18 protein-coding genes are annotated in these 16,358 nt (G+C 41.0%); 6 read left to right on the forward strand and 12 right to left on the reverse strand.

The features are described 5' to 3' along the window. Window positions 1-9 precede the first annotated feature (9 nt). From DYH63_RS12270 to DYH63_RS12280, 3 genes are all read left to right on the forward strand, one after another. Window positions 10-384 carry a hypothetical protein gene (locus tag DYH63_RS12270; RefSeq protein ID WP_116789083.1) on the forward strand — a complete coding sequence of 125 codons (375 nt, stop codon included), beginning with the start codon at window positions 10-12 and terminating at the stop codon, window positions 382-384. 254 nt (window positions 385-638) lie between these two features. Beyond that, window positions 639-1,871 (forward strand): GAF domain-containing sensor histidine kinase, encoded by a 1,233-nt coding sequence (locus DYH63_RS12275; protein WP_116789084.1) that lies wholly within the window; start codon window positions 639-641, stop codon window positions 1,869-1,871. A 74-nt stretch (window positions 1,872-1,945) separates the two neighbouring features. Further along, entirely contained in the window at window positions 1,946-2,866 is a 921-nt protein-coding gene (locus DYH63_RS12280) for an AraC family transcriptional regulator (RefSeq protein ID WP_116789085.1), read from the forward strand. A gap of 201 nt (window positions 2,867-3,067) precedes the next feature. On the opposite strand, the gene DYH63_RS12285 is transcribed toward DYH63_RS12280, so the two are convergent. From DYH63_RS12285 to DYH63_RS12310, 6 genes are all read right to left on the reverse strand, one after another. Next, entirely contained in the window at window positions 3,068-3,442 is a 375-nt protein-coding gene (locus DYH63_RS12285; protein ID WP_116789086.1) for a DUF779 domain-containing protein, read from the reverse strand. A gap of 321 nt (window positions 3,443-3,763) precedes the next feature. Further along, window positions 3,764-4,798, reverse strand: coding sequence for an alcohol dehydrogenase AdhP (gene adhP / locus DYH63_RS12290; protein WP_116789087.1), 1,035 nt, complete (start codon window positions 4,796-4,798; stop codon window positions 3,764-3,766). A 177-nt stretch (window positions 4,799-4,975) separates the two neighbouring features. Beyond that, window positions 4,976-6,478, reverse strand: a complete 1,503-nt coding sequence (locus tag DYH63_RS12295) for an aldehyde dehydrogenase family protein (protein ID WP_116789088.1) — start codon at window positions 6,476-6,478, stop codon at window positions 4,976-4,978. Window positions 6,479-6,749: 271 nt separating this feature from the next. Next, window positions 6,750-7,643 (reverse strand): phospholipase A, encoded by an 894-nt coding sequence (locus DYH63_RS12300; RefSeq protein WP_116790822.1) that lies wholly within the window; start codon window positions 7,641-7,643, stop codon window positions 6,750-6,752. Between the two features lie 183 nt (window positions 7,644-7,826). Then, a complete protein-coding gene (locus tag DYH63_RS12305) occupies window positions 7,827-8,198 on the reverse strand; it encodes a DNA topoisomerase IV (RefSeq protein ID WP_116789089.1) in 372 nt (123 codons plus the stop codon). Then, complete coding sequence (locus DYH63_RS12310; RefSeq protein ID WP_116789090.1) at window positions 8,198-8,782, reverse strand: DUF1572 family protein; 585 nt, start codon at window positions 8,780-8,782, stop codon at window positions 8,198-8,200. Before DYH63_RS12310 ends, DYH63_RS12305 begins: the two co-directional genes overlap by 1 nt. 353 nt (window positions 8,783-9,135) lie before the next feature. On the opposite strand from DYH63_RS12310, the gene DYH63_RS12315 reads away from it, so the two are divergent. Beyond that, window positions 9,136-9,750, forward strand: coding sequence for a hypothetical protein (locus DYH63_RS12315; RefSeq protein WP_116789091.1), 615 nt, complete (start codon window positions 9,136-9,138; stop codon window positions 9,748-9,750). A 48-nt stretch (window positions 9,751-9,798) separates the two neighbouring features. Here the strand turns inward: DYH63_RS12315 and DYH63_RS12320 are convergent, their stop codons facing one another. From DYH63_RS12320 to DYH63_RS12335, 4 genes are read right to left on the reverse strand one after another with little or no spacing between them, the layout of a single operon-like run. Then, window positions 9,799-10,017 (reverse strand): DUF6095 family protein, encoded by a 219-nt coding sequence (locus tag DYH63_RS12320; RefSeq protein WP_116789092.1) that lies wholly within the window; start codon window positions 10,015-10,017, stop codon window positions 9,799-9,801. Beyond that, on the reverse strand, window positions 10,004-10,819 hold the full coding sequence (gene murQ, locus DYH63_RS12325; protein ID WP_116789093.1) for an N-acetylmuramic acid 6-phosphate etherase: 816 nt from the start codon (window positions 10,817-10,819) through the stop codon (window positions 10,004-10,006). The genes DYH63_RS12320 and murQ overlap by 14 nt, the downstream gene beginning before the upstream one ends. Window positions 10,820-10,828: 9 nt before the next feature. After that, on the reverse strand, window positions 10,829-11,557 hold the full coding sequence (locus DYH63_RS12330; protein WP_116790823.1) for a ZIP family metal transporter: 729 nt from the start codon (window positions 11,555-11,557) through the stop codon (window positions 10,829-10,831). A 6-nt stretch (window positions 11,558-11,563) separates the two neighbouring features. Next, window positions 11,564-12,298, reverse strand: a complete 735-nt coding sequence (locus DYH63_RS12335; protein WP_116789094.1) for a class I SAM-dependent methyltransferase — start codon at window positions 12,296-12,298, stop codon at window positions 11,564-11,566. A gap of 183 nt (window positions 12,299-12,481) precedes the next feature. On the opposite strand from DYH63_RS12335, the gene DYH63_RS12340 reads away from it, so the two are divergent. Further along, a complete protein-coding gene (locus DYH63_RS12340) occupies window positions 12,482-12,967 on the forward strand; it encodes a DUF1269 domain-containing protein (RefSeq protein WP_116789095.1) in 486 nt (161 codons plus the stop codon). Window positions 12,968-13,081: 114 nt separating this feature from the next. Continuing rightward, entirely contained in the window at window positions 13,082-14,248 is a 1,167-nt protein-coding gene (locus DYH63_RS12345) for a THUMP domain-containing class I SAM-dependent RNA methyltransferase (protein WP_116789096.1), read from the forward strand. 220 nt (window positions 14,249-14,468) lie between these two features. Here DYH63_RS12345 and DYH63_RS12350 read toward each other — a convergent pair whose 3' ends face one another. Together DYH63_RS12350 and DYH63_RS12355 are read right to left on the reverse strand one after the other, a co-directional pair. Further along, a complete protein-coding gene (locus DYH63_RS12350) occupies window positions 14,469-15,527 on the reverse strand; it encodes an inorganic phosphate transporter (RefSeq protein ID WP_116789097.1) in 1,059 nt (352 codons plus the stop codon). A 21-nt stretch (window positions 15,528-15,548) separates the two neighbouring features. Next, window positions 15,549-16,193, reverse strand: coding sequence for a DUF47 domain-containing protein (locus tag DYH63_RS12355; protein WP_116789098.1), 645 nt, complete (start codon window positions 16,191-16,193; stop codon window positions 15,549-15,551). Window positions 16,194-16,358: the final 165 nt, after the last annotated feature.

Below are 16,358 nucleotides of genomic sequence, written 5' to 3' on the forward strand. Positions count from 1 at the left end.
TAACTGCCAATGAAAAATTTCCTGGAACAAACAGCACAATTATGGGTAATAACAAGGGGTATAATAATTACCTGCATTGTTATATGGCTACTTACGCTTAACTGGCATCAAGAGCTTATGAGCCCATTCACATTTCCAAAAGTAGGAATAAGCATTGCCTATCTTATGATGTTGTGCATATTGTTTTCTAATGAAATAAAAGGCAATAAACTTCCTTACCTTACCCGTTCATTTGCCGGAGGTTTATCAATATTATACGCCCTGGGCTTTTTATTTTCAACATTTGTTCCGGGTCAGCGCTATTTTATACTTATGGCAATTTGGTTCTTATTTTTTGGCCTGTACGATGTATTGATCATTGGAGGGTTCAGGCAGGAAGAATAATTTTATCTCTATATAACAGAGTATCTAAAATGCCGGCTAAAACTTTAGCCGGCATTTTAATATCTCAAACGGGGAAAGTTAAAGGTTAATCCTTTAAGCTCATAAAAAGCCATGTAATAAGAGTTGCTATCTTACAAAATTATCCTAATTTTATTATAACATTCAGTAGCAGGAGCCCGCGGTATATTTTTTAGTTGTAACTTCGATAGCTGAATATTGAACCTACTAAATATTGATATTCGAAAAATGACCGTATGATATACCGCAAACCGGATTCGATAATACCAAAGAACGACTATGAAAGGCTCGAAAAGCTGCGTGACTACCAGATACTGGACACGCACTCTGAAGATACCTTTGATAAAATAGCACTTATGGCATCGCAGATATTTAACACGCCCAGTGCCTTTATAACTTTTGTAGACGAAGACCGTGTTTTCTTTAAATCAAACCTTAGCTCACTTACGGTAAACGAAATTCCGAGAAATGACAGTTTGTGCTCGCTTGCCATACTGGAAGATAACATTACGCTTTTTCAGGATACACATCTGCATAATTCATTGCTTGAAAGTCCTTATGTAGCTGCCGAGGGTGGCATCCGCTTTTATGCCGGGGCACCATTAAAATCGCCTGAAGGTTACAATATGGGCACCATTTGTGTGGTAGACTCTGTTGCACGAGAGCAGCCTACATCGCACCAGCTCGAAATGCTGCGTACACTTTCTACCATAATTATAGATAAGCTCGAAAATCGCCTGCGCTACCGCAAATCGGTTGAATCGCAAATCAACCTGATGAATATTGCACTGCACGAAATTAAAAATCCGCTGGCAAGTATAAAACTTGCTAACGAGATTATTACTAAAAATCCTGCCAGTACAGAGCGTATGACCGAAAATATTAAATCGGCCGTTGCAAACATCCAACGTAAACTGGGCGAGTACCTTGCCCATAGCGAGATGGAAGAAAAAGACCAGGTACTTAATATTGAGAATGTAGACCTCAGGGATATGTTCCGCAGGCTGGTAAATAATTTTGAACTGCTTGCTGACCGCAAAAAACAGAGTATAGAACTACACGTAGATGAGCATTTGCCTATTGTAGAGGCCGACCGTGAAAAAATACTGGACGTTCTACACAACCTGCTGAGTAACGCAATTAAATACTCTTACCACAGCACTACGATAAAAGTTTCGGCACGCGAGGCCGGTAATTATGTACACATTGAAGTTAAAGACCAGGGACAGGGACTAAACCTGAGCGATATGCAAAAGCTGTTTACAAAATTTGCCAAGCTCAGTTCTAAGCCTACCGGTAAAGAAACCAGTAATGGCTTGGGGCTATCTATAACAAAATCGTTTGTAGAGCTGCATAAAGGTAATATTTATGCCATGAGCCCCGGTAAAGAAAAAGGCACTACGTTTATTGTATCGCTACCTTTTAAGCACAGGCTTGCTACAGAAGAGAGTGAAGCAGCAACTGCATAAGTATAGTAATTTTACACTTTAATATTCGTTTTTATGGTTAAAAATCATTAATTTACACTGTTTAAATTAATGGTATGAGTAACCGCAAAGCCCTGCTGGACAAACCCGCACTTACAGTAGAAAGATCGTTAAAAACGCTGGTAGAAAACCGTACGGTTTACTCTCTTGATAACTGTGAGCTCAATTTGTTTGAAACCTACCAGGAGTCTATACTTGTACCTTTAAAATTTAATGACCTTGTAGTTACCAGTATGCTGCGCGGAAAAAAGGTAATGCACCTTTTTGACGATCCTGAATTTGAATACCTGCCCGGCGAAACGGTTATTGTACCCGGAAATGTAGAAATGAAAATTGATTTTCCGGAAGCATCCGTTCAAAATCCTACGCAATGCCTGGCACTCGCCATAGATCATGACAAAATTAATGATACCCTGCATTTTTTAAACGAGCGCTACCCAAAACAAGATAGTTTTGGCTGGCGACTTAATCATGAAAATTACTTTTTTTATAATAATACAGAACTTGCAGCCACACTAAACAAACTGATACGTGAGTGTATGGGTACAAGCGTTACTAAAGATGCCCTGGCAGACCTGGCACTACAGGAGCTCTTAGTGCGCATTGTACAAACGCAAACCGTACAGCAATCTAATACAGGAAAGCTAACAGATAGTAACAGCCCTATTGTAGCAATAGCTGAATACATCCGCGCTAATATTACCGCACCGGTAAACCTTAAGGACCTGAGCGAAAAGGCGTGCATGAGCACAACTTCTTTTTACCGTTATTTTAAAAGGGAACTGGGCATGAGCCCGATAGAATTTATTTTAAACGAAAAAATAAAACACGCCAAGCAGTTGCTTAAAAACCCGGGCATACAAATAAACGAAGTATGTTTTATGTCTGGTTTTGATGACTGTAATTATTTTATCAGGCTGTTTAAAAAACACGAGGGCATTACACCAAAGCAATATCAACTATTGAATGTGGGGTAATTAGGATTGTTAGAATTTTAGATTATTTGTATTTTAGACTGTTGTTATATTAAACTATCCTTGAAATTCCTCCTATCGTCGGAATGACAAACTCTTTTCCATTCTGGACGCAACGCAGCGAAATCGAAGAATCTCGGGATATCAGACAATTGTTGTTTTCACATTCCACACAATTAACTCAAAACTATAAAGAAGGACAAACTACTCCTCAATATAGCTTAGCTCTTCCAAATCTACGCGCTCCTCTTCTGTAAATAAACGCGACTGTATCATAAATCTTTTTCCTAACGGAATTTCTAAAGAAAAGCTTGCGCCCCTGCCGTCCACCGCGGTTAGGGTAAGGTGGGTGTGCTGCCAGTATTCAAACTGATCCTTACTCATCCAGAACTCACAGCCCTCTACCACACCCAGGCACACATCGCTGTAGCCCAGTTTAAAATCACCTTTTTCAAAACACATCGGCTGGCTGCCATCACAGCATCCCCCACTCTGGTGAAACATCAGTTCTCCATAACGGCCTTTCAGCTCGTTTATCAGGGCTATTGCCTTTTCATCTGCATCTATCCTTTTATACATAGTTTTTGTTTTTAGTTTCGTACTGCTTTTTATAAATCTAAAGACCTTAGTTGGATTAGAATTTAAAAGCTATTTTATAACCACATAGATACATAGCTACTAATTTTATAAAGGTCTTAAAAGTTTATATAGAAAAGCTTCGCTTTAACATAGCCTATGTGCAAAATTTAATTTCTATGTATCCTTTTATACATAGTTTTTGTTTTAAAAAGTTATTCCATTCCGACCGGGGAAAATGAAGTAGAGGAATCTAATTACGTGAGATTTCTCGACTACACTGCGTTTCGCTCGAAATGGAACAACAATATAATGAATATAATTTTATGCCTCAGCAATCTCAAGCACCATGCGCCCTTCGATCTGGCCTTTTTTCATTTTATCGAACACCTCGTTTACATCTTCAAGTTTAGCAGCTGTAACATTGGCTTTTACCTTACCTTCGGCAGCAAATGCAATTGCCTCCTGAAGGTCTTTACGCGTACCCACAATAGACCCGCGGATGGTTATCCTGTTTAATACTGCATTAAAAATGTCAAGGTCAAAGGTTCCCGGAGGCAATCCGTTAAGTGCCATGGTACCTTTTCGCCTAAGGGTTTCAAGCCCCTGCTTAAAGGCAATAGGAGATACCGCCGTAATAAGCGCACCGTGCATACCGCCTACCTCTTTTTTAAGATACTCACCCGGGTTTTGCTCTTTTGCATTAACTACAAGGTCAGCACCCAGACGTTTTGCAAGGTCAAGCTTTGCATCATCTACATCAATAGCAGCAACGTGCATACCCATAGCTTTAGCATATTGTACAGCTACGTGCCCCAATCCACCAATACCGGAAATAGCTACCCACTCCCCAGGTTTAGTCTCAGTCTCTTTAAGGCCTTTATATACGGTAACACCTGCACATAGTATGGGTGCAAACTCTAAAAAGTTAACATTGTTAGGTAAAATACCCAGGTAGCGAGCATCGGCCACTACATATTCGGCAAAGCCACCATCTACGCTATAACCGCCATTTTGTTGAGTTTCGCACAGGGTTTCCCATCCGGTAATACAATGGTCGCAGCCACCACAGGCACTGTACAGCCATGGCACACCTACAGCATCTCCTTCTTTTACATTTTTAACACCGGGGCCTAATGCTACCACATAGCCTACTCCTTCATGACCGGGAATAAGAGGCATTTTTGGTTTTACGGGCCAGTCACCCTCCACAGCGTGCAGGTCGGTATGGCATACGCCACTGGCAATTACCTTAACAAGAACTTCATTCTGACCCGGCATTCTTACCGGCATTTCCTCAATTTGTAGTGGCTTGCCGAACTCTCTTATTACAGCAGCCTTCATGGTTTTAGGGATCATAATTTATTTTATTTGGGTTGTTAAACGGGTGTTTGCTTTGTAGTTAAATAGCACAGGAAACCCACGGCAGCCTCTCACACAGCTGCCGTAGTTTACCTTTACCGAAACAAATAATTCTAAAAAAATCGAAAAGAAAAGCAGGCTACCACGCCGTAACCTGCTTTGAAGAGTGGTTTCTTAGAAGAAACCTAATTTTTGTTTGCTATAAGAAACCAGCATATTTTTTGTAGACCTGTAGTGCTCCAGCATCATTTTGTGGTTTTCGCGGCCAAAGCCCGATTTTTTATAACCTCCAAATGGTGCGTGGGCAGGGTAAGCATGGTAGTTATTTACCCAAACACGGCCCGCTTTGATTTCGCGCGGTACCTGATATAGCTCATGCGCATCACGCGTCCATACACCGGCACCAAGACCATAAAGCGTATCGTTTGCAATTTCAAGGGCTTCCTCGGTAGTTTTAAAGGTAGTAACACACACCACAGGACCAAAGATCTCTTCCTGAAAGATACGCATCTTATTATGTCCTTTAAAAATAGTAGGCTGTATGTAGTAGCCACCGCCAAGTTCGCCATCAAGTTTGTTTATCTCACCACCGGTTAGCAGCTCTGCACCTTCTTCTTTACCTATTTTAAGGTACGATTGTATTTTTTCGTACTGGTCGTTACTTGCCTGTGCGCCCATCATAACCGTTTTATCTAACGGGTGTCCTATTTTAATAGCTTTTGTACGGGCTATAACACGGGCAATGAATTTATCATAAATATCTTCGTGTACTAATATGCGCGACGGACAGGTGCATATCTCTCCCTGGTTAAGGGCAAACATTACCGCACCTTCTACAGCTTTATCAAAATAATCATCATCGGCATCGCCTACTGATTTGAAGAAAATGTTTGGCGATTTACCACCAAGCTCCATGGTGCTCGGGATAATGTTCTCAGCTGCATACTGCATGATAAGGCGGCCTGTAGTAGTCTCACCCGTAAACGATATTTTAGAAATTTTAGGCGATGTAGCCAATGGCTTACCGGCCTCTACACCAAAACCGTTAACGATGTTTATAACACCGGCAGGTATTACATCTTTAATTAGTTCCATAAGTACAATGATAGATACCGGAGTCTGCTCTGCAGCTTTAACCACAGTACAGCAGCCGGCAGCAATGGCAGGTGCTATTTTCCAGGTAGCCATAAGTAATGGGAAGTTCCACGGAATGATCTGCCCTACTACACCAAGTGGCTCGTGCACTACGATACTCACAGTAGTTTCGTCATGCTCGGCTATCGTACCTTCTTCGGCACGGATAACACTTGCAAAATAACGGAAGTGGTCTATACAAAGGGGTAAGTCGGCAGCAAGGGTTTCACGGATAGCCTTACCATTATCAATGGTTTCTACGGTAGCAAGGTACTCCAGGTTGGCTTCCATAACATCGGCTATTTTGTTAAGGATACCGCTGCGGTATGCAGGAGATGTTTTGCTCCATGTTTTAAAGGCTTCGTGTGCGGCATCTAAGGCCAGGTCGATATCTTCTTTAGTAGATCGGGCAGCTTTTGCAAACACTTTACCATCTATAGGCGAAATGTTGTCAAAATATTCTCCCTTAACAGGCGGTACAAATTTTCCACCTATGAAATTGTCATATTTCTCTTTAAACTCAGGGCGTGATACTATGCTCATAACGTATTAATTTGTTTTTTTGTTTAATCCAAAGTTACCAAACTACAACGTTTTAGAAATAGCACTAATCTTTCAATTAATAGCACAAAATTGACAAATGATGAAAGAATGAAAATTTTGACACAATGTTTTTAAAGAATGTTAAAAAAACTGAAGTGTTTTATACAGAAATGAAATTAGCGCTTATCAAACTCTTATTTAATAAGTTCTAAATATGATGAGATTGCTTCGTTCCTCGCAATGACAGTACATGCTGAATCTGAAACAAAACTTACAGCCACTCTACTAATGACACCCCAAGCCCTATTGTGGTTTGCCTGTTGTTGTAGTCTATAAGTGTTTCGCCATAGCCGTGGGTCAGCTGCAAAAAGCCCCTGAGGTTACCATCTATGCGGTATGACCAGGAAGCCTCGCCATAACCGCCAAAGTTTTTATTGAATGAAAAGTTAGTACTGCCTGTAAGTGTTACCGTGTGGCGGCCGCGGCAGTAAATACCTATAGCCTCTGCCCTGCCTATTTTTTCGACAATATCAGGATTATCATCCTTATCATCGGGCAGGCGAAACCACGGACGCAGGTACAGTTGCCAGTCGCCGGTTTCAAACCCTGCTTGTATAATAATGCGGTTCCAGCTGCGGGATAGCGGTGTGGCGCGTCCGTTGCTCTGGTGGTTAAGGCTTATGCCCAGAAGGCGGTTTTTAAAGCCCAGTACATTAAAATTAGTGGCAAAGTTAAGTATGACCTCAGGTTCGTAGTTGGTTTCCCTAAAAGGGCGCGATAATGATGCATTATAGACCTGCCAGTGGCTTTTTTGGGTATAGGCACCCCACAGATCGCCATGACCCCAAAATAAGCCCTGAAATAGCTTTACCTTAAAACTGATTTGAAACTTGGCCTCAAGGTTGTTCAGGTCGAGGTTGTCATCGTTCTCATATTCTTCTCCGTTATTACCACTGTGCGGCATACCGTTTGGGCGGCTGCTCCATCGCAATGGCATGAGGTAAACAGGCTTGTAAGGCGTAAGTACAAAGGTACCTGCCGAGGTAAGCGTATCGAGTTCCCAGCGTTGCGACATACTCTTAGGCCGCGCTGTATTAAAAACAGACGATACCTGCGCCTGAGACGTGGTAATTATAAGCAGACAGAAGATAAACAGTTGCCTCATATACATTTAGGTTTACTCCCAAAGATAGCGAAGCTTCTTACAAAATGATGTTAAGAGAGTGGTAAAGTGGTTATGTGTTGATTTGGTTATTTGGTTATTCGAAACGGGACAAACTTAACGTCAGTGGAAGCTGCCGAATAATCGCATTACCAAATAATCGCGTTACCAAATAACCAAATCAACCTATAATTTAGTTACTGTGCCTTTTTGCTTTTGCGTATCGCCTACTATAGAAAACTCAAAGTTATACGTATTGCCTTTTGTATTCAGTATCTTCATGTGCACGCCTTTGCTCTCGGCTGTATTTTTCGGGTTTACTTTCTGTAATACATACTCGCAGTCGTTTATCCAGCGCACGGTTGAAGTATCAATTTTACCCTCAAAGGTTTCAATTTCAAATTTATCATCGCGGGTAAATTCGGTTACCTTTTTCTGTCCGTTGATCTCATATTCAAAACGGAATTTCCCGGTTTTGAAATCGGCGCAATTGCGCTCGCCCTCGTAGCATGATGTTAAAAGCAGTGCAGGCAGTAGTAAAAATAAAAATCGTTTCATTATTTGGTATCGTTAAGCCTTGTAAGCTCGTTGTCTGTAAAATTTCGTATTGCTTTTTCCTGCGCAAATTTTCCGCTGTTGTATTGCGCCGAATTATTTTTTGGGATGCTCAGGCTTTCCCATGCAGTTTGTTTCAGCATCTTGGCATAAAACACAATTTGCCCTATATGGTATGGGTAGTGCGCCAACTGCCTGTTGATGGCCTCAACAACGGTATGCCCCTCATTACGGATGTAAATAATACTATCTAAACTCTCAGGGGTTACGGTATCAAGCGCGGTAAAAAGGCATTGCCAGCCCTGCTCCCATCCTGCCATAAGTGCATTCTTATCTATATAGGTATCTATAAACTCATCATCGCGGTTGCGCCATTCCTTTTCGCCATCGCTGGTCAGGAAATCAGTCCAACGGCTCAGCATATTGCCCTGCAGGTGCTTTACAATTACAGCAATACTGTTTGTATCTTCATCGGCCGAATAAAAAAGTTGCTCCGGCTCTAATTGTGCCATGGCTTTTTCGCCCAGCGTTTTGTAGTACAAAAACTGCTTACGTGTGCTTTCGAGGTAAGATTTGGTGGCTTGCATTGTTTACTTGTAAGACATTAATTTCACTAATCTGTGGTTATAAATTCAGACCCACAAGGTTTTAGAAACCTTGCAGGTAGCAGACTCACATTCCTACAAGGTCTTAATGACCTTGTAGGAATGTGAGTCTGCTACCTGCAAAAATACGGCTTTAAAGGATATGATGGGAAAATAGGTAATATTTCATAAGATCTTAACTTGTAAAATATTACGTGTTATTAAAAAAAAGATATTGTTTAATTTTGTTAATTTGGAAACCAATTAAACAGTTGCTAATATATCCACTAATTTAGACCAATTTCAATTTTTATAATAGGCAACAATTGTGAGTAAATAACCAATGAACTTCTAACATGAAAAAAATCTTTATACTTTTAATTTCTTTCAATTATTTTTTATGTGATGCACAAAAAGCTAGCGATTTTATAATTCCTACAGGAGTCGCAGCGTTAAGCTTTGTTGCAATAAACTCAGAAAAAAAAGAAATAGCAAAAGAAATTAGTCAATTTAGATCTAAAGAATTTATAATAAACAACATAATTGGAAAAGTCAGTGAGAAAGATGTAAAATTTGAGACAGAAAGTCTTGCTTCAGATGATAGCGCTGGATTAATTTCTGTAGCATTTAATTGTACTGAAGTTGCCGAAAGAGGGCTTTTGTTAGCTTTTTTAGGTAACAATAGAGATGCCAATGGAAACATAGGCTTGGCATATGGTTTTAAATATATTCCATTAGTCGATGCTCAAAATCTCTTTAAACGTATTGATGGTTTAAAAGAGAAACACAAGAAATACTTGAATGCGGAAAATGATGTTAACAATGTATATATTGAACACGACGATATAAAGTTCATCTTATATCGAGATGCCGGAGATAAAGTACGTGTACTGTGGAATGGATTTGAAGTAATTTGGGAGCGTACTGCTTTCGATAGAACTAAACGAAGATTAGATCGTTGGTTTGAATAATTGCTTAAAATGTTTAGTGCTTTAAACAAATATTTTAAGTGTCCTCCATTAATCCACCATACTCTTCATAATCGTCTTTAAACCAAAAAACATCAGGAAGATACCTGCAAAGCAAAAGATAACACCAATAGCCAGCACCGGTATAAAAAACGGGTTGCTTTGGTTCTTAAAGGAGCTGTGTATTACTACAGGACCCAAAAAGAATAACGGCAGCGCACCACTAAGGTACTTAAGGCCTTTCATTAAAATTTGTTTATCGGTTGGCATAGGCTTCTATGGCTTTACGTACGTTTTTATGTTCTTTTAAAAGTGCTTCGGCTTCGGCTTCAGAGATACCCAGCTCGTCTACAATCATGCCTACGGCACGGCCTACAAGCTTGTGGTTGCTCAGTTGCATATCTACCATCTTGTTGCCCTTAATATGGCCAAGTTGTATCATGGTGGCTGTACTCAGCATATTAAGCACCAGCTTTTGGGCTGTACCGGCTTTCATGCGGCTGCTTCCGGTTACAAACTCCGGCCCTACTACCACCTCAACAGGATACTGCGCGGTTTGTGCCAAAGGGCTGCCCGCATTGCAGGTAATACAGCCTGTAGCAATACCGGCCTCGTTACACTTTTCTAATCCGCCAATAACATAAGGCGTCGTACCCGATGCGGCAATGCCTACCACAACGTCGTTAGCATTAATGTTATAAGCTGAAAGGTCTGCCCAAGCCTGCTCGCGGTCGTCTTCGGCAAACTCTACCGCACGGCGAATGGCGGTGTCGCCGCCGGCTATAATGCCTACAACCAAATCAAATGGTACACCAAAAGTAGGCGGACATTCGCTGGCATCAACAATACCCAGTCGTCCGCTTGTACCCGCGCCAATGTAAAATAACCTTCCGCCATTTTTTAGTTGGGCAACGGTTTTCTCTACCAGCTTTTCAATCTGCGGAAGCGCTTTCTCAATAGCAAGCGGCACGGTTTTGTCTTCGTTGTTTATATTTTGCAATAACTCACTTACGGGCATTTTTTCAAGATGCTCGTATTTAGAAGATTGCTCTGTAGTACGTGTAAAAGCCATAATAAACCTTTATATAATTTGCAGGCAAGATGCCAGGATAACGCCCAGTATAATACTAAGCAGCTTGGCAAGGTTAAACTTGTGGTCTTCGCCACTTTCAAAAATAATGGTACTCGATATATGAAACAGAATACCTACCACTATAGCCGAAATATACGGGTAATATTCTTCTACACAGGTTAACTGGCCAGAAATTAATGTACCTAGTGGTGTCATAGCAGCAAATACCACCATAAACAGCATTACAGACCATTTATTAAGCCCTGAATTTATAAAAAATGCCGTAAGTATGATAGCTATGGGGAAATGGTGTATGCCTATGCCCCACGCCATTTCCGGGTGGTGGCTTACCGGCATACCCTCAAGCAGTGCATGGATGCAAAGGCTTATGAACAGCAGCCAGGGCATACCGTGATTGTGCCCATGCCCGTGCACATGGCCGTGCTCTGCACCTTTAGAAAAATATTCGAGTATGATCTGGAAGATGATACCTCCCATTATAAAAATACCCACAGTGTGGTTGTGCCCGTGCTCGTGGCCATGTTCATGCCCTTCGTGCCCACCTGCGTGCAGGCTGGCTTCATACACTTCAGGCAGCAAGTGCAGTACCGTAAGCGCAAGCAGGAACGAACCACTAAAGGCCAACAGAAGCTTAAGGTTCTTTTTGTTTTTTGGCTTAAGCACCAGCGCGGCACCATAACCAATAAGCACAGAAAGCAGGGGAACTAAATATACTATCATCTTTTATTTAAAGATCATTATTAAACGATCTGATTCGTGTTTATAAAATTTACGCAGGCGGTAATCGCCAAAAACATCCAACAGGTAAATACCGGCCTCCTCCATCATCTGCTCAAAATCCGGCAGGGTAAGCGCCTGTACTTTTTCAACAAAATCATAGGTTTTTCCTTTATCGGTAAAATGTATTTCTTTTATAATATGATTGTCTTCGACATACCTCTTTAAATGAAACTCAATACCATCTACTACCTTTATTTCCTGTGGCACCAGATTTTCTATAACGCGGTGCACATTCATAAAGTCAATTACTGCAAAACCATATTCGCTAAGGCTTTCGCAAATGGCCTTGAGCGTACGGATGTTATCTGAATCGTGTTCAAAATAGCCAAAACTGGTAAACAGGTTAAAAATCGCGTCATATTTTGTTGGAAACGGGTCACGCATATCATGCACCATAAAGTGCAGGCTTTCGTTACTGCATTTACTTGCTTCGCGAATGCTGTTTTCGCTCAGGTCGGCTCCGGTAACGTCATAACCCAGTTGGTTCAGGTAAATGGAATGGCGGCCTTTTCCGCAGGCAAGGTCGAGTATTTTGGCATCATCCGGCAGGTTAAGATATCCGGTAAGGTTATCCATAAAAAGCTGTGCCTCGTGGTAGTCGCGATCTTTATATAGTATGTGGTAGTAAGGGGTATCAAACCACGACGCATACCAGGTATCTTCTTGGTCCTGTTGCATAGTTTATAAAATGTACCTGCAAATTTACGCTATTAGGCGAATATAGGGACTGGTTTTCAGTAAAAATTATAGTTATCATAAAAGGCACCAGTATTATATTTAACAGGAATTTAATTGCCAACAACTTAATTATTGCTAACTTTATATAGTTACAAACACACATTATTCTTAAACACAATAACCATGGAACAGCAAATTGCGATTTACGATTCGCACAAAAAAGCAGTAGAAGCACTAAAGACATTAAAAGCACATGATTTCCCGTTAAGCGATGTATCTATAATAGGAAAAGCAGGCATAGACAACGAACACCTGCATCTTGACGAAACAGACAAGGCAACTAACGTTCCTGCTTATATAGGGCTGGGTGCCGGTACAGTAGTAGGGTTACTTACAGGAATAGGCGTATTTGCCATACCCGGCTTTGGTGTATTGTATGGCGCCGGAGCTCTTGTGGGCGCGTTTGCCGGTGTAGAGGTTGGTGCCATAGGTGGTGGTTTTGTATCGGTACTTGCTAAGTACTTTACTAAAGATGACCATATAGAAAATATTAAAGACCATATCGAGGCCGGCAAATTTGCCCTTGTGGTAGCCGGTGATAAAGAAGATATCGAAAAAGCAAAAGAGATTTTACATACCGATGCACTGCACACGCATTACTACGGTTAAGATATGATACCCTTCTGATGAGAGCCTGTTTACATTGTAAGCGGGCTTTTTTATTTCAGCAACCCGTCCCCAATAAATTTTAATGTACTTTTGCAACGATAATTACAACGGTTAATGGAGAATTTTAAGATGATCGCCAAAACACTTTTTGGCTTTGAAGAAATATTAGCAAAAGAACTGCACCAGCTGGGCGCACAAAACGTAGAACCCGGCGTGCGCATGGTAAGCTTTGTGGGCGATAAAGGTTTTATGTACAAGGCAAACATAGCGTTGCGCACTGCCCTTAAAATACTAAAGCCCATACACGGTTTTAGGGCTTATAACGAGCTTAGCCTTTATAAAGGTGTACAAAGCGTAGACTGGAGCCAGTACCTTAATGCTAACCAAACCTTTGTGGTAGACGTTACCCTGCACAGCGAGCAGTTTAACCACTCGCAGTTTGTAGCGCTTAAAACCAAAGATGCCATTGTAGACCAGTTTCGCGATAAATTTGGCAAACGCCCAAGTATTGACAAAGACTATCCGGATGTACGCATTAACCTGCATATTTTTAACGACCAGTGCAGCCTCTCTCTTGATAGCAGCGGCGACTCATTACACCACCGTGGTTACCGCAGCGCTACTAACATTGCCCCTATTAACGAGGTACTTGCCGCAGGGATGCTGTTACTAAGCGGATGGGATGGCCAGGGCGATTTTCTTGATCCTATGTGTGGTAGTGGTACCATACTTGCCGAAGCTGCCATGATAGCCTGTAACATACCTGCAAACATAAACCGTAAGGAGTTTGCCTTTGAAAAATGGAACGACTGGGACAATGACCTGTTTGATAAAATTACTGATTCGCTACTGGGTAAAGTCCGTGAATTTCATTACAGCATAAAAGGGTATGACAAAGCGCCATCGGCTGTTGAAAAAGCGAAAGACAATATGCGCAATGCTAACCTTGAAGAATATATAACCATAAGCCGCGAAAACTTTTTTGACACCAATAAAGAAACGCGTGGCCCACTCCACATGGTATTTAACCCGCCCTACGGCGAAAGGCTGGATATAGACCTGGAGCGTTTTTACCGTGAAATAGGCGATACCTTAAAACAGGGCTATGAAAACACAAATGCCTGGTTTATTACCGGTAATCTTGAAGCCCTTAAGTTTGTAGGCCTAAGGCCATCGCGCAAAATAAAACTGTTTAACGGTAAGCTTGAAGCACGCCTGGTAAAATACGAAATGTATGAAGGCAGCAAGAAAGCAAAATTTCAGGAACGTAACGAGGAGTAATTAGTATTCATGTAGAGACGCATTGCATGCGTCTCCCAATAGATTTCACATAAGATTTAGCCCGCTTTAACTGAGTGAAGCTAGCCCCTCTCCTTTGGAGAGGTTGGAGTGAGGCAAAAAAAAGCCCGGAAGATTACACTTTCCGGGCTTTATATTTTATTTCGTTTCAGTAGTCCTTGTCTTTTCTGCTTTATGATCTGATAACTTTCGAATAAAGGGACTATTTTGTAAATAGCGTAATTACATAATACATTATTGCAGCAATAACAGCCGATACCGGTATGGTAAGCACCCATGCCCATAACAGGCTTATCGTTACACCCCATCGTACAGCAGATACCCTTTTTGTTACCCCTACCCCGATAATAGAACCGGTAATGGTATGTGTGGTAGAAACCGGAATACCTAAATGCTCAGCAGTATATAATGTAATAGCACCGGCAGTTTCTGCAGCCACGCCCTCAAGAGATGTAACTTTGGTAATTTTAGTACCCATGGTTTTAACAATTTTCCAGCCACCGCTCATAGTACCCAGGCCTATCATCATAAAACTCGCAATAGGCACCCAGTACCAGTGGCTTACAAAGTATTTAAACGGGTCTTCAGCCGCCATATAATTAGCATCTATCTGGATATGAGTATGATAATAAATAACCGCTGCACCTATAATACCCATTACTTTTTGAGCATCGTTAGCACCATGCCCAAGGCTAAATAGTGCTGACGAAACCAACTGAAGTCGACGGAACCACTTGTCTGCCTTTGATGGCATTACGTTCCGGCAAATATTCATAATGAGTATCGTTATAAAATAAGCTACAATAAGTCCAATAACCGGCGCAAGAAATATAAAGGCGATGATTAACCATACTTTATTTTCTACAACACTAGATAAATCGCCGTCAACCTGTATGGCATGCGCTACCGCAGCACCTACAAACCCACCAATAAGCGTATGCGATGATGATGATGGTATACCCAGTTTCCAGGTAAGGAGATTCCAGGTTACGGCAGCAATAAGGCCCGCAAGTATTACCTCAAGGGTAATAAAATCAGGGTTAACACTTTTTGCAATAGTATTACCTATTTTAAACTCCCCTATCCAGTACCTTGAAATAAAGTAAGCCAGGAAGTTAAAAAAAGCAGCCCACAGTACCGCCTGAAAAGGCGTAAGTACTTTAGTTGCAACAATAGTCGCTATAGAGTTTGCTGCATCATGAAAACCATTGATGAAGTCAAAAATAAGCGCAAGCACAATAATAACTACAAGTAAAGTCATAAAACGGTGTAAAGAATTGTGTTATGAGTGCTTAACAGCAATCGTTTCAAGCACGTTTGCTACTCCCTTACATTTATCTGAAGCCGTTTCAAGGGCAGAAAGCACCTCTTTGTACTTGATAATGTTTTTCACATCCGTTTCATTTTCAAAAATATCGGCAACAGCCTTATCAAAAACGTTATCTGATTTGTTTTCAAGCTTATTTAGCTTTTTACAGATATCAGCAATGTTTTGAAGGTTCTTCATATCCTTAAGGTCTGCCACAGCCATTTGAATAAGCTGCGCACTCTCTAGGGTTATCTCAGTCATCTTACGGATACTCTTGGTAATTTTCTCTACCTGGTAAAGCCTCATACGGCTTGCAGCCCCATAAAGGTAATCAGCAACGTTATCCATAGCTGTAATAAGCGCGTGTACATCTTCGCGGTCAAACGGTGTAAGAAAGTTACGGCTAAGCTCCAGGTTCATTGTATGGGTAATATCTTCGATAATTGCTTCATACTCTTCCACTTTTTTGAAAAGCGCTTCGCGCTCTGCTTTTGGAAGATTAACGGCTTCGTGTAATGTTTGAGCCAGAAAAACAAGGTTTTGCGCAGCTTGTTCAAACAATGGGAAGAATTTTTTGTCTTTAGGAACCAGAAACTGGAAGATACTATTTATAGACATTTACGTGTTTTTTAATGCCGCAAATGTAGGATGCTTATGTTAAGAAATCATTAACTAATCATAAACATGAGGTTACTAATGTTAAGAGCCGATTTTAGTAAATTTTACAGACCTTTTAAAAATTTATTTTATTTCCAAAGAAATTCATATTTTAGCAACAACAAA

This window comes from Flavobacterium psychrotrophum (assembly GCF_003403075.1).
Classification (GTDB): domain Bacteria; phylum Bacteroidota; class Bacteroidia; order Flavobacteriales; family Flavobacteriaceae; genus Flavobacterium; species Flavobacterium psychrotrophum.